This is a genomic window from Vibrio sp. VPAP30, assembly GCF_001188205.1.
Lineage (GTDB): Bacteria > Pseudomonadota > Gammaproteobacteria > Enterobacterales > Vibrionaceae > Vibrio > Vibrio bivalvicida.
Genome location: NZ_LBLS01000038.1, coordinates 437,996 through 451,811 on the forward strand (window position 1 = coordinate 437,996; position 13,816 = coordinate 451,811).

General features: G+C 41.0%; 21 protein-coding genes. 2 read left to right on the forward strand and 19 right to left on the reverse strand.

All coding sequences use genetic code 11. The annotated features are described in order from the left end of the window. Positions 1-44 precede the first annotated feature (44 nt). Positions 45-776, forward strand: a complete 732-nt coding sequence (locus tag ZX61_RS19675; RefSeq protein WP_049846292.1) for a TetR/AcrR family transcriptional regulator — start codon at positions 45-47, stop codon at positions 774-776. A 321-nt stretch (positions 777-1,097) separates the two neighbouring features. On the opposite strand, the gene ZX61_RS19680 is transcribed toward ZX61_RS19675, so the two are convergent. The 5 genes from ZX61_RS19680 to ZX61_RS19700 all read right to left on the reverse strand — a co-directional run bounded on the left by ZX61_RS19680 (position 1,098) and on the right by ZX61_RS19700 (position 3,198). After that, positions 1,098-1,319, reverse strand: coding sequence for a VF530 family DNA-binding protein (locus ZX61_RS19680; RefSeq protein ID WP_049846293.1), 222 nt, complete (start codon positions 1,317-1,319; stop codon positions 1,098-1,100). Between the two features lie 199 nt (positions 1,320-1,518). Beyond that, the gene (locus tag ZX61_RS19685; protein WP_235431364.1) at positions 1,519-1,839 is read right to left on the reverse strand and encodes a hypothetical protein; all 321 of its coding nucleotides are present in this window, start codon (positions 1,837-1,839) and stop codon (positions 1,519-1,521) included. Between the two features lie 87 nt (positions 1,840-1,926). Next, positions 1,927-2,217, reverse strand: a complete 291-nt coding sequence (locus ZX61_RS19690) for a hypothetical protein (RefSeq protein ID WP_049846294.1) — start codon at positions 2,215-2,217, stop codon at positions 1,927-1,929. Positions 2,218-2,364: 147 nt separating this feature from the next. After that, the gene (locus tag ZX61_RS19695; RefSeq protein ID WP_049846295.1) at positions 2,365-2,745 is read right to left on the reverse strand and encodes a hypothetical protein; all 381 of its coding nucleotides are present in this window, start codon (positions 2,743-2,745) and stop codon (positions 2,365-2,367) included. Between the two features lie 156 nt (positions 2,746-2,901). Beyond that, positions 2,902-3,198, reverse strand: a complete 297-nt coding sequence (locus ZX61_RS19700; RefSeq protein ID WP_049846296.1) for a hypothetical protein — start codon at positions 3,196-3,198, stop codon at positions 2,902-2,904. A 241-nt stretch (positions 3,199-3,439) separates the two neighbouring features. Here ZX61_RS19700 and ZX61_RS19705 point away from each other — a divergent pair, with 241 nt between their 5' ends. After that, positions 3,440-4,147, forward strand: coding sequence for an SDR family NAD(P)-dependent oxidoreductase (locus ZX61_RS19705; protein ID WP_049846297.1), 708 nt, complete (start codon positions 3,440-3,442; stop codon positions 4,145-4,147). Positions 4,148-4,321: 174 nt separating this feature from the next. On the opposite strand, the gene ZX61_RS19710 is transcribed toward ZX61_RS19705, so the two are convergent. The 14 genes from ZX61_RS19710 to ZX61_RS24605 form a co-directional block, all read right to left on the reverse strand. Then, complete coding sequence (locus tag ZX61_RS19710; protein WP_049846298.1) at positions 4,322-4,969, reverse strand: glutathione S-transferase family protein; 648 nt, start codon at positions 4,967-4,969, stop codon at positions 4,322-4,324. Between the two features lie 172 nt (positions 4,970-5,141). Then, the gene (locus ZX61_RS19715) at positions 5,142-6,020 is read right to left on the reverse strand and encodes a transglutaminase-like domain-containing protein (RefSeq protein WP_049846299.1); all 879 of its coding nucleotides are present in this window, start codon (positions 6,018-6,020) and stop codon (positions 5,142-5,144) included. A gap of 151 nt (positions 6,021-6,171) precedes the next feature. Beyond that, positions 6,172-6,579: an NUDIX domain-containing protein gene (locus ZX61_RS19720; RefSeq protein ID WP_049846300.1), complete on the reverse strand. Its 408-nt coding sequence runs from the start codon at positions 6,577-6,579 to the stop codon at positions 6,172-6,174. A gap of 138 nt (positions 6,580-6,717) precedes the next feature. Next, the gene (locus tag ZX61_RS19725; protein WP_049846301.1) at positions 6,718-7,122 is read right to left on the reverse strand and encodes a GFA family protein; all 405 of its coding nucleotides are present in this window, start codon (positions 7,120-7,122) and stop codon (positions 6,718-6,720) included. Between the two features lie 151 nt (positions 7,123-7,273). Beyond that, entirely contained in the window at positions 7,274-7,768 is a 495-nt protein-coding gene (locus tag ZX61_RS19730; protein ID WP_049846302.1) for a GNAT family N-acetyltransferase, read from the reverse strand. 39 nt (positions 7,769-7,807) lie between these two features. Next, on the reverse strand, positions 7,808-8,446 hold the full coding sequence (locus ZX61_RS19735) for a DJ-1/PfpI family protein (RefSeq protein ID WP_049846303.1): 639 nt from the start codon (positions 8,444-8,446) through the stop codon (positions 7,808-7,810). A 153-nt stretch (positions 8,447-8,599) separates the two neighbouring features. Next, positions 8,600-9,094, reverse strand: coding sequence for a hypothetical protein (locus ZX61_RS19740; protein ID WP_049846304.1), 495 nt, complete (start codon positions 9,092-9,094; stop codon positions 8,600-8,602). 132 nt (positions 9,095-9,226) lie between these two features. Next, the gene (locus ZX61_RS19745) at positions 9,227-9,868 is read right to left on the reverse strand and encodes a hypothetical protein (RefSeq protein WP_049846305.1); all 642 of its coding nucleotides are present in this window, start codon (positions 9,866-9,868) and stop codon (positions 9,227-9,229) included. A gap of 37 nt (positions 9,869-9,905) precedes the next feature. Next, complete coding sequence (locus ZX61_RS19750) at positions 9,906-10,910, reverse strand: S66 family peptidase (protein WP_049846306.1); 1,005 nt, start codon at positions 10,908-10,910, stop codon at positions 9,906-9,908. Between the two features lie 527 nt (positions 10,911-11,437). Continuing rightward, on the reverse strand, positions 11,438-11,740 hold the full coding sequence (locus ZX61_RS19760) for a type II toxin-antitoxin system RelE/ParE family toxin (RefSeq protein ID WP_049846308.1): 303 nt from the start codon (positions 11,738-11,740) through the stop codon (positions 11,438-11,440). Further along, positions 11,728-11,985: a type II toxin-antitoxin system Phd/YefM family antitoxin gene (locus tag ZX61_RS19765; protein WP_049846309.1), complete on the reverse strand. Its 258-nt coding sequence runs from the start codon at positions 11,983-11,985 to the stop codon at positions 11,728-11,730. The genes ZX61_RS19760 and ZX61_RS19765 overlap by 13 nt, the downstream gene beginning before the upstream one ends. 198 nt (positions 11,986-12,183) lie before the next feature. Beyond that, complete coding sequence (locus ZX61_RS19770) at positions 12,184-12,921, reverse strand: SDR family NAD(P)-dependent oxidoreductase (protein ID WP_049846310.1); 738 nt, start codon at positions 12,919-12,921, stop codon at positions 12,184-12,186. 171 nt (positions 12,922-13,092) lie between these two features. Beyond that, positions 13,093-13,440, reverse strand: a complete 348-nt coding sequence (locus tag ZX61_RS24600) for a DUF6404 family protein (protein WP_049846311.1) — start codon at positions 13,438-13,440, stop codon at positions 13,093-13,095. A gap of 191 nt (positions 13,441-13,631) precedes the next feature. Continuing rightward, on the reverse strand, positions 13,632-13,816 hold a 185-nt coding region (locus ZX61_RS24605), incomplete at its 5' end, for a hypothetical protein (RefSeq protein ID WP_235431365.1).

Sequence of the window (13,816 nt, forward strand, 5' to 3'; positions counted from 1 at the left end):
AATTTCTGGTAGAAAGAAGGCGTTTCACAAGATTGATGAGAGTTATGACTGAAAGAAAGCAAGGCCGAAGAAGTGCTCAAGACGCAGAAAAAACCAAATGCGAAATCATGCGCGTTGCAACAGAGCTGTTCTGCGATTTAGGCTATGAGCGCGTGTCTCTGAGAAACATCAGCGATAAAGCAGGTGTATCTCATAGCTTGATCCGCCACCATTTCGGTAGCAAAGAGCAAATTTGGTATGCAATTAGTGATGGTTTGCACCTGTATATGGAAAAGTACATTCGTACGATAATCGAGCATATGCCAGTCGACGTCGGCACCAACATAAAGTTGTATTATTTTTCTGTGCGTTTGCTCGCTCATATGCTCGAATTTAAACAGCCAATCCAGTTAATTGCCGATGCTGTGAGACAAGAAGATGCTCTTTTCGACTACTTCATTGATAATTCGGGTGAAATCGAACGACTTGTTTTAAGTCTGGCCCAGCAGTACAACGAGCAACACCCTAACGCCCAAATTAAAATATGGGAAATTAAGTGGCAAATGATTATGTTTGCCCACGGCGCAGCTAGCCTAACCCCTTTCATGAAAGAAACCTGGGCTGATGAAACCGATTGTTTGGAAGAATGCTTATTGAAGCACTGGGAAATGTACAACACCATGATGGCATGTCGTTTTCAAGTACCAGAGTCGTTCATTTTACGCCCTAGTAAAGTCTCAGAATTAGTATACGACATAGAATGTGATATCAAAGCCCTCTCTGAAGAGGCACCTTAAGCTGTCTCTATCAAGCGAGGTTAATTGGCGATAAAGACTGCACCTTGCTTGGTAGAAAACCCATAAGATACAAAAACATTGCATATGAACTATTTAGATAAAAACTGATCATAGTCATAGCTACCTTTCACTGTTTATCGTATGTTCTGTTCAAAAATATCGCTTTTCCTCAATTCATCAGCAATGCACAGCAACTTATCGAAGCTTCTATCCTACTTAGCTAACTGCAGCAACGCTCTGCCTCAGCAATATTGAGATCACAGGATGACTCAGTGTTATTTGTGCACGATGGCGGTGGTTCTACTTGGCTTGATGCCACCTTTATTTACAAAAAGTCTCTATATACAAGGCTTCGACTTGCTCTCGCGCCCATTGCGTACGACGCAGAAACTTCAATGATGACTTGATAGATGGGTTATTATAGAAACAGTTTATTTGAATTTGAGCATCCAAACCCTCCCACCCATAGTGCTCTTGCAAGCGTACAAGGATTTTTTCCAAGGTTAATCCATGTAGAGGGTTGTTTGGTTGTTCTTGGCTCATAATTCATCTTCCTAGAGGCTGCAATCCCCTAGTTTAACAGAATATCACAAGGTCCCCACCTAGTATTTGCACCAAGAATTGATGACAAACAAAGCATAATAGTTAAAGCTTCAACACCTAGCATGGTAGGCAGCTTTATGGCTTTCTTGAGCCATGTCCTTTGCAACCTGAAACTCGGTAGTGGTCGAATGCTAGAAAGTTATTCACCAGCTAAGTTAATTGCAACGCTTATTGCATACGATTTGTCGCCATAAATGGTTTTAACCAATGATTTTACGTCGCCTTCTAATTTTCTTACGGTCATGTCATTTAATGAGTTGGCAGGGTAAATAACTGTAATACTGGTTAGTTCACCATTATGGATATTCCAACTTGTTTCCGCTTTCGCACCAAGCTTCTTGACGCTTAACTCATTAAACTGCTCTTCTTTATTGTCCATATCTTGAAATGCTTCTAAAGGCGAACATGCTGCAATACTCACAAATAAAAGCGAACTCAAAATTAACTTCAGTTTTGCCATTAAAACTCCTAAGGAAATAATGCCTAACGCCACATTAAGCAGTGAGCAGCGCGACCACCTAGCTTAAGCCATTTGATATGTTTGAAACTATACGAGTTCTTCTAAAACTTCATAAGGCTCAACACTTACTTTCAGATAGGTATCTTCGTCTAAAGCTATCGTATGAAACTCTGCCTCTCCAGCACTATTAACTAAATTAACTTCAAGCCAGATTTTGTCATAATCATCTATATACCAAACGCGCCATAAGAGATTTGACTGAACAAGTACTTCGTAAACTTTGTATGTGCCATACAAATCAGAGCTAGCATTCTTCGACGCTTCAATTAAATCAGCAGGAACACTGACCACTTGGACTAAGTAATCGATTTCAATCATAAAAACTCCGAAGTAATTGTTTGCCACAAAAATCTAGTGTACCCACGTAAAAGTAGACATAACATAGTTACACTTAAAGTATTGTGCCGTAATCACTTAAGCCAAAGCAAATCAAAAGTGCCGAGCGTTGGAAACCCGTCTTAAATGCTAGTTAGCGACTGGTGGTGATAGCTTTGAATTTGCTATTCTTACGATCTGACGAACGGGTTGTAACTGAATTTCCGCAATAATTGCAGTTACAAAACCCGTTATTACAATAGGGATGCCAATCGAAAAGCTAAACCACATTGCACCACTTATTTCGGGCTGTCCCCACTGACTGAAAATCGAAGACAGAAGTGAAGAAAGCATCAACGTTAAAGCTATAAGCTGAATCCAAGTATGAGTAGACACTACAAAAGTATTTGAATAGGCACTTTTACGAATAACAACCTTTCCAGTAACTGCCCCCATCCTTACGCGAATACTTGAATTACTACCAGATACTTCATACCCCTGAGCAATTAACTCATCAATTATTTTCTCCACTCGAAACTCCTTTTTTCTGAGTCGCACAACGCCGTGTTAAGTAGTAAGCAGCGCAACCTCCAAACCTAAACCATTGTGCCGTAAACACGACGCAAACTTTGAAGCAAATTCACCGAACGTTGGTAGTCCGTCTTAAGTAGTTTGTTATGTGCGTGCCTAAAAGTACGTTGACAGAATATCCACTTCCATATCTAGAAAGCCCGGATAGTAAAACTTACACCCATCAGAGATAAGATCATTTACAAGAAGATTAAAGCGTTTTAAAGTCATACAGTATGACTGCATTGCATCTACTCCATAAATATACTCATCAATACCCAATGCCAACACACTAAATTTACAGCGATAATCACCCGTTACCGAATTTGGATCTGGCTCAGGCAAACCTAATTCAAAAATCAAATGTAGCTCTTTATCGTTGGGTTTCTTCACTACATATTCGCTGCTTATCATAAATAGTCCTCAAAGCAAATAACACTGCGTTAAGTAGTGAGCACCACCACCACGGAACTTAACCCATTGTGCCGTAAACACTAAAAACAATTCAAATCCAAAATGCCAAGCTCTGTTAATCACTCTAAAATGACGCCAGAGTCTTTTGTTATGCCTTCGGAGCAAGAACCAGTTCGAATTTAGGAAACTATTTAGTACATTACCCTAACAACACGCTTATTACATCGTTTAGGGAGACACTATGTCTAAAGTTGCCATAATCACTGGCGCTAGCCGCGGGATTGGTAAAACTATTTCTCATTACTTTGCTCAGGAAGGGTACTCTTTAGTATTACTTGCCTTAAATACGGAAAACCTTGAGCAGGCTAAAGCAGAGTTAAAGTCCCAGTATTCCTCATGTCCAGTGAAGACAGTATCCGTCGATTTCAATAACCCTTCTGAAGTTGAAACCACCATCACTTCAATCATTAAAGAGTATGGAAACATTGATGCTATGGTTAACAGTGCGGGTGTATTAGCCGCTGGTAATACAAACCTTCCCTTAGCTAAGCTTTCTGAGCTGGTAAATGTAAACCTATTATCTACAATCACAGCTTGTAATCTGATTGCTGAGAAAATGAAACAACAAGGCTACGGAGAAATATACATCCTTGGCTCTACTGCTGGTTTGGCGCCAGTTCATAAAATTGCCGCATATTCAGCAACAAAAGCTGCAATTGTTAGCTATAGCCAATCGCTTTATCACGAGCTTCTTCCTTTTGGGGTAAAGGCATGCTGTTTATGCCCTAGTGTCGTAGATACTGATATGACTAATGACGGACGCATTGATAATAAGTTAAAAATTGAAACACAAGATCTAGCAAAAGCACTCAGCTTTATTCGAAGCCTATCTCCTGGGGCTGCCGTTAGCACACTCTCCATACGTTGTAGTGTCATAGACTTAGAGTAACTCGGAATTTTCAGAGAAGACTAGTGTACCCCACGAAAAGTGGGGGATTAGGACACCTAACGCCCTACTAAGCGGCTGACAACATGCCATAACAACGCAAACAAACCACCTTAAACACAGACCAACTTTTGGAATACACTCGCCGAGCGTTGGCTGTCCGTCTTAAGCAGTTTGTTATGAGTATGTCTCAAATGGGGTGAGGTCTATACCCTCGATGTCGCAAACCGCTTTAATAGTTGGGTTCAAACAAAGACGCTTTAAATACGCTGCTAGGTGTTTGAAATCGAGTGGTGACTTTTCAATTGGCAACGACCATTCTGCAAGCATAAACAAGAAGTAGTCACATGCTGTTAAGGTATCACCCAGCAAGTATTCTTGCAGCTCTAACTGGTCGTTGATAATTGACAATGCATCAGCAATTCTTTCGTCCTGCGCCGCTATAACATTTGGAATGGTAGCTTCATCGTTAGTGTGGCGATGAGGGTAATAGCGAACCATGAGTTCAGCTTGCAGCGTATTATTGAGAAACGCGAGCCATTGATAAAACAAAGGACGAGTCGGCTCACCTAACGATGGCATTAAATCTGATTCAGGGTGCAATTCGCAGATGTGCACGCAGATAGCTGGGCTTTCGAAAACTGGCTGGTCATTAACAACTAAGGTCGGTATGCGCCCTGCTGGGTTGAGCCTAAGATAATCCGCTGATTTTTGAGAGTTCGATTTTTTATCGACTAACAACAGCTCATAGTCTGCTTTTAAATGATGAAGCAAAAAATGAGGAGCGAGGCTCGCATTGTTTGGATAGTAATAAAGCTTGAACAAAATTGACTCCTTGTCTCTATAATTGCGGACACATGACGCCCAATTAAGGGGGTGAACAACGCCTCCCCCAACTTAAAGCATTGTGCCATAAACACTAAACTTGAATCCAAGGAACCAAAAAAGCCACGCGTTGCGATTCACTCTTAAACAATTTGTTGTATGTATTCTGCGCTTACAGTGAGGCGTATAGCTCAGTTAATGTCGGAAACTTTGAGCAATCCCAATCAATCGGAAGCTTTATTTCCTTGCAAGATTCAACCAACATTAGAGCTTTGGTGCTATCTGAATAACAGCTAGCATCTGCTAGTTCATCAAGCAGGGCTAGTTCATGCTCCCCCGAAATAGGGCTTATGAAATGGGGTAAAATGCCCCAACCTGTATCCCACGTATGCATTTCAAATTTCGATAATGCATACAAGTCACGGATAAGGCTCCCCTTGATAAATGCTAAGCCTTTGAAATCCCGAAAACCAAAATTATCACCGGACTCCAACTTTTCACGGCATAACTTCCACGCCTTCCCTGCGACTATAAAGTTTGTCGTTGGCACGTCACAAGGATCAAAGTCAAACTGCAAGATTTGATGATGAATATCGTCAAGTTGAGCATCAACAGCTACCCACCCCTTGTCACTATCCCAATACTCACAAACCCAGTGATCTTCAAAGTGATTTTGAGCCAAATAAGTGGCAAATCCACTTCTTATTCGAGCTGGCACGCCTTTTGATCTCAAAATTGAGCAAACCATTAGTGAAAAGCCTCTACAGATACTGACCACCCTATGATTTGGTTTCTTGAAAACATGGGAAGGTTCGCCCGATTTCAATACTGCTAAAGATACCAAGTCTTTAGCATAACGAGTCTGCATTTCCGTAAGCTTGGCCGACGAGTCAACCTCTACATCATAGTGTTCAAGCCAATACGAATGAATAAGATTCCCTTGAACAAATTTACATATACCCGGGATATCATCAGGTACTTCGCTGATATCTAACAGAATATCTGCGAGCTCTGTAAACTCGTTGTGTTCTATATAGTCGTTAACATCCATTTATTTTTAAAACCTTTATCGGATAAATTCGCCTTTACATATCACGCTGCGCTAAGTGGCTAGCAGCGCACATTACGACATTTCAAATAACCACCTTTAACACTCTTGCTGACTAGAATTAAAGGTGCCAAGCGTTGGTTGTCAATCTTGATCAGATTGTTAGAATCTGAAGATGAGGAGCAACCCTCACTAGTTCTTTTAAGGCTAATTCGTCAGCTGCTATTTCAACCGCCGCTGACTCTATAGTGCGCCACTCAATGCCTTCTGCTTCATAGGGCTGAATTTCGCCATCCCATCGGCTTACAATAAAGTAGTGAACTAGTTGTAGCTCTTCAGTTGGGTGATATAGTGAGCACAAATATTGATATGTAATTGGCGTAACATTCAATTCTTCTTTGACCTCACGAAACAAAGCTTGAACTGAAGTTTCTCCAGTTTCTATATGCCCACCGGGGATAGTGATTAAACCAGGATCGGTTTCTTTGTGCTCACTCCGTTTCTCCAAGAGAACTTTTGAACCATTTAGCATGATGAAAGAGACACATTCTTGAGCGTTCAATATAAATATTCCTTTTAATTTCTAATGATCTATTAAGGCGTGAGCAACCCTCGCACCATAGCTAATCCTTTTCGCTATAAACAACAAACTGGCCCAAAATATAAGTACCAAGCGTTACAAATCCGATTAAATTTCTTGTCATGCATTTTCTGGAGGCGCGCCCTTGAACTGGGGTACACCGTCAGCGATGAGTTCCCATGACGCTTTAGAATCTACATAAATATGGCGACTTAGCTGAATGTTGGGATCTCCATTTAAGCAACCTAAGGTAACACCATGAACCATGCCTTTATATACGCCGACCAACGTTGATCCACATTTCGAGCAAAACTGAAGCCCAAAGCCATGCTCACCGACATAAGAAGTTAGAAGCTCCTCACCACTAACCCACTCAAATTCACCTTGTTTAACAAGTGCGTAAGCAGAAGCTTGAGAACTAAATGCTTTGCGGCATCTGGAACAATGACAAGAACGCGCGTCATAAAGACTACCTTCGACTTTATACTTGATTTCACCACAAAAGCATTCACCTGTAATAGTCATAACCTTTTCCTATGCATAAAACCCTGTTAAGGCGTGCTCAACACCACCGGCAAACCTAAACCATTGTGTCGACAACATAAAAGTCGATTTAAAAACCCAAAGTGCTAAGTGTTTAGGACCCACCTTAAACCCCTCATTACACAGCGGAACTCTAGTTTAGCGCTTTTTCTAACCAAACCGAGCTAATGTACTTTCCATTTTTCTTTGCATACTCGTTAAAGACGCCTATTTCTCTAAAACCAAAACGTTTATGCAAGGCAACTGAGGCGTCATTGGGCAAGGCAATACCAGACAGTACCCTATGAACTCCATAGTCAGAAATTGATGAGAATAGCTTGGAATATAGACTTGAGCCCACTCCCTTCCCTTTTGCTGTCGAAGTTAGGTATACGGTAACTTCAGCAGTGTCCTCAAATGCTGAATTCTCCCTATAAGGTTGGGAACATGCAAAGCCTAACAATTCTCCATTTTCTGTAGCAACGAAAAGTTGATGCTTACTATCGCACGAAAATTGAGCGAACCAATTTTCACGATTTTCTTGGGTAAATGCACACTCTTCAAAACGGGCGTTAGTATTCTCAATATAATAATTGAATATGTCTGTGATCGCTGCAATATCACTTAATTCCCCGACTCTAATTTCCACGTAAATTCCTTTTATCTTCGAGCCCTAGAACGCCAAGCGTTACGAATCAACCTTAGACGCTTTGCTATGCGAACTTTCTAGCTCTGCTGACTGAATAGTAGTGGCAATAAGGTTTTCAAAAAGTTCTAACTGCCCAGCTGGAATGAGTTGATTTTGTATAGTTTTACGTTTACTGGAATCGAATAACCGCTCTGCCACCCAACCAATTAAATACATCAGTGAAAGACAACCTCCGGCAGTGGCGACATTACCTTCTACCACTAAAGGTAGATCTTGAACGTCTCCACCCATATTTTTAAGAACACTCTTAGCGTCTGGATTGGTCGTTAACGGCTTACCTTTTAGTAAGCCGAGTTCATGAAGGATGAATGATCCCGCACAAATCGAACCAATTAGCTGCTTAGTTGGGTCAAGATTTAGCGCCGACATAAAACCCGTATCTTTCATGGCGGCTGGGATACCACGTTTACCACTCGTGATAAGAACTACATCTTGATTCGTTACCTCTGAAACATGTCCGTCAGTTTTAACCTTCATACCAAGATGGGAGTAATGTTCAGGTTTAGTCCCCAGTATGCTAACCGTCCAACTATCGGACGTTCGCCCAAGTAAATCATACATAAGAAAGAAGTCTACATCAGTGAAATCATCAAACAAAACAACGCCGACTTTATACATAATATTTTATCTCTTTCGTTCAACTCATAGGGTCGCACAACGCTAAACTAAGGTGTGAACAACTCTAACACCTTAGCTAGATCATTGTGCCATAGCCAATAAACTTGCTAGCGGTGAGAGCACCAAGCGTTGGGGATCTGCTTGAATTAATTGCTATATGCATTTAAGACTATGTTCGCTTAGGTCTTTCTCTGCGAGGTTCTGGATTTTTGAACAATCACCAAAGAACTGAAAATTGGCTTCACAGTAGTGGACTAATACTTTATTCAGTACACTCTTCTCTGAATATTGACCATCTAGTTTGGTATAAAGATTGAGGGTTGTTTGCAGAGTGTCTGCAATAAGTTCCTCATTTTGCATAGTCAACGTTCCTAACTGCAAAGCATTCAATACTAAAACGGTTGCGAGTGCATCTGACTCGACACCATCGAGTTCACACATTGTATAACGAGCTAACAAGTTCGACTTGTCGACTAGAGGTGCAGAATCTTTCCTATTAGCTAACCTGAATGCATGTGAACCTTTTTCGAAACCCTTTTGAAACTCTGATTCCTTAATAACTTCTACTTGTTTGGTTACAACATAATAACCTGTATATACACCGATACTTAGCGCCACTAGAAAGATTACTATATATCTGACCATCATTGTGCCTCCTGCACATAACGCTTTGTTTAGCGGCTAGTAACGCAACCGCTGCACTCAAACAAATCACCGTAAAAACCGTATCACACTAGAACCAATACTGCCGAGTGTTGACAGTCCACCCAGAGCGATTTGTTATGCAACACCATTAAAGCTCTTTAACTTTTGCCAACTCGCAATAAAGTATAAAGCAACCAGTAAGAGCCCTTGTAAGCCAGTACCTAATGATGATAAGTAATAGTCAGGTAAAGATTCTATTATTGTTTGATATTGGCCAGCTTCCAACTCTCCAGCTTTGGCAAGAGCCTTAATTTCAACTACATTCAAAGTCATCTGAGCACTACGTAGAACTGTAAAATACAAAAAATACCCACACGCAGCTATTGGCAGTAGAATAAGTATTCGTCCTGTCAGTCTATTGGGGACAGCAAAATGAAACATCCCAATACAGCACAATACCCATATCTGAATCACTGTAGCTGTATACTCATGTCCCATGATGTTGTATTTCTCACCTATATGTAGCCAGTAAATAACCATCGTGATAGTGCTTAGGATTAGAAATATGGCAACTCTGCGAAACTTTAAGTTCAACGATAGAAATAAAGAGGAAAGAAATAAACTTACTACAAAATAGATGAAGAACTCTTTCTCAGGTAGCCACGCTGTTTCTCCTGCTAACATCGCGAAATATCCCGACACATACAAAGAGGTTGGCGCAAAGACAACAACGAGTATCAATCGAATAACTAACCAGAAAATAAATTTAACATCCAATTGTAACTTCCTCCATGTCGCATGGTATATCACCCTATTAAGTAGCTGTCACCCACTGACTCTCTATACTAAACGTATGATTATCAAAGTCTATCTCACCCAAAACACCTAAAGGGATAACTAACATTGGATGAGTATGACAACTGTCAAAGCCATACAATATCGGTACAGCTTTGCCATTGAGAACTTCTAAAAGGACGTCTATTGGACTGCGCCTCGTCCCTTTATCATCAAACAATTCATGCTTACCCAAAACAATAGCACTTACTTTATCAAAGACACCGCAAGCAAACAGATGAGCAAAAGACCGCTCTACTGTTTCAATTCCTTTTAGAGAGTCTTCAATAAGTAAAATGTCACCACCTTGTATCTCTGGCATATACGGACTACCCCAAATACCAGCCATGGTATTTAGGTTACCACCAATAATACGACCTTGGGTTCTACCTTTGCCTAAAAATTGCCATTCATTCTGGTATGTAGGTTTCGCAGAGTCTTGAGTTTCCCAATCATGCTTAATGTCCGTCCATTCTCTAGGCATTGTATAAGAATAAAGAGCAGACTCTGAAGATAGAATTTCGAAGAAAGAGTTAAATGTTTCATCAACCAATGGAGGGAACTCACCAAACGAGGCGACTAATGCCGGACCATAAAAAGTCACTAAACCCGTTTGAGCATAGATACCCATTAGTAACGCTGTCACGTCGGAATAACCGACTATTATTTTCGGGTCGTTTCTTAGAGCTTCATAGTCTATATAAGGCAGTAAAGCATTGCTGTTGCTACCCCCAATTGTAGACATAATACAGCGAACATCCGGGTCTCGAATAAGTTGATTTAGCTCTTCTGCTCGCTCTTCAATTGAACCTGAACGGTAAGCATCCAATTTTCCTGTCAAAGAGCCAGCAACAAGATCAAAGCCTTTAGCTTCAAGGTAAGATTTAGCACGATTAAAGCGATTTGGGGCAAGTACTGTTGCTGGTGATGACGGTGAGAAAAAACCAATTTTATCACCTACACTCAAAGCTTTCGGGTATAACACTTAATTCAATCCTCCATAATTTGACTATGGCAAAATAACGCCGCGTTAGGTAGTGATCAACACTGACACCTACCTAAAACATTGTGCCGTAAACACCAAAGCTTATTCAAACCAAAAATGCCAAGCGTAGCGAATTTGTCTTAAACGCTTTGTATGAAAATTTCAATGAATACGGACCTTCCCAATATCATTGACTCGGCTGTAGCTATATTTGGGATAATAAACCCAGAATATGTTGTCATTCTTCGAGTCCTCGGCTATCAATAACTCGATCTCACCATTATGAACAACGAACCGCACTATACTTTTAGTTAATGGTTTCGTCCTATTAATTGTCACATACTTTTTATTTTTTATGGCATCCAAGAGCTTTGATTCATCAAAATCCACATCAGATTCGATAACAAAACTGTAATCACTTATTTCTTCAGCTAGTACTGTTCTGATTTGGCGCTTCAGAAAAACATCTGATACAACGACTATTAATATCATCCCTACAAACACTATTATGCGCTCATTCCCAAAGGCTATTGCTTACCCAACAAGAACTTACGCAAATCTCTCTCTGCACGCATAACAAACAGAATAAACACTTTGTCACCGTCTTGTTTATAGAAAACACGACATGGATTAACGACAACTTCACGATAACTTAAATGTTCTAGCTCGGGTGGAATACGACCTGACTCTGGGAAAGTTTGTAGGCGTTCGACTTTGGCGAAGATCGTTTGTACTAACTGCTTTGCAGCGACGATATTTTCAAGTGCGATGTATTCAGCGATATCATTGAGGTCAGATAACGCTGGTTCAGTCCAGATTATTTCAGCCATTTTGACATTTTGTCCTTGGCTTCATCATGACTTACCACTTCACCGTCAGCTAGTGCGCGTTCACCTCGCGCGATACCCTCAAGAATAGCCAAACGGTTTTGCATAAACTCGTAATCATCGACATCAACTAGATACGCGGATGGCTTACCATGTTCGGTAATTAACACTGGTTCTTTAGTGTCGTGGAGATCGGCGAGGATCTTAGTTGCTTGACGCTTAAGTGACGTAACTAGCTCTACTTTCATGAGATCTGCTCCAAGGGAATACTAAAGTGATACTATTCTATCACTTTGAGTATAGCAAGCTCCATGACGGCTAACGCCAAATTAAGGTGTGAACAAAGCTGACACCTCACCTAAAGCATTGTGCTATAAACACTAAACTTGCTTAAAGTGAGGGAGCCAAGCGTTGAGAATCCCTCTTAAACAGTTTGTATGCAGCGTTTATGCTAAAGATAGCCCGCCGTCCACCACTAGAGTATGTCCTACTATATAAGTGGCTTTTTCTGAGAGCAAAAATTCTATTGCGTCTACTATTTCATTGGCGCTGCCAAAACGCTTCATAGGAACTGCTTCTGATACTTCTGAACGGATATTTTCATTTTCAAGTTGGCGCTCTTCCCAGCGAGGAGTCCATGTTACACCTGGTGCTACTGCATTAATTCGAATACCAGAACCTATACTCTCAAGCGCAACTGACCGCGTTAACCCTTCAAGAGCATGCTTAGATGCGCTGTACATTGATGCATTAGGCGTTGGTCTGAGACCATTAACCGAGCTTATATTTACTATGCTTGAGCCTGAACCCATTAACTTCAGCTCTGCTCTCAAGCATAAAGCCTGACATAAGAAATCGACATTAAGGGTTTCTTTAAGCAATTCGATGTCAACTTGGGGTAGATAACCACGTGATACCAGCGCTGGAGAAGCATTATTCACTGCAATATCTAGTTTCTGGTATTCGGATTCAATATACGAAAATAGACCTGCTAACTGCTCTTCATCAGCAATATCTGTAACCCTATGATCCACAGAGTTTAATTCTGGGTAGATATCTAATACTTTTGTCCACCCTGCTTCAGAGCGTGAGCATGTTACAACTTGATACCCCAATTTCACTAGTCGAAGGACGATTTCTAGCCCAATACCTTTCGAACCACCTGTTACTAAAGCTACTTTCAATTTAGGACTCCTTTCCTAGATATGTATGCTGACGGCTAACGCCATGTTAAGTGGCCAGCAACGCAAACCACTATACTAAACTTAGCCACTGTAAACACTGTAACAGACTAGAACTAAAATCGCCGAGCGTTGATAGTCCGTCTTAAGCAGCTTGTTATGTTCACGGTATCCCTAAAGCTTATCCCAATGACTCAATTCACACCGTTTGAAAGTCCAAAGGTAATACAAACACATTGCCACTGAGTAAAATGAGCTTGCCACCAACGATTCAAAAAGTAGATTAAATTCCGAAGCTTCGACTGGTGAAGGGCCAAACAAAAACATTAGAGGATAGAATAATATGAAGAACTCAGCGAAACGAACACAGAAATTACGCCAGGGCGGGACATAGCAAGGAGGCCTCAACTGGCAACCAGCTTTCCTAGCCCACTGATGCAATGGAGGGTTGTAATTCCATTTCCAGATCCCCGCTGCTTCCAGTTCATTAAATGCAAGTTGCAACTTCTTTTCATAGCTCATATTCGTCCTCCAAATTACGGAGAAGAATACACAACTAGGCACTTATTCACCTCGAGACACTTCAAAATTTCAGTAAGTGCACATAACGCCCAATTAAGGGGTGAACAACGCCTCCATCCAAACCTAAAGCATTGTGCCATAAACACTAAAACTGAAGTAGAAGCGAAAGTGCCAAGCGTTGAGAATCCCTCTTAAATGCTTTGTATGGATAATTCCTTATCCAATTTACCTAATTTAATGAGTTTCGGGTAATGTGAGACCCAGGCTTTAGCTGCAACTAAAGCTTTCCATGTAGTAGTTCGATTGAACGCTGGCTCCTCTATCGAGAGACCGATAACAAACATGAACACTGCATAGGACTCCAAGCACAAACCTC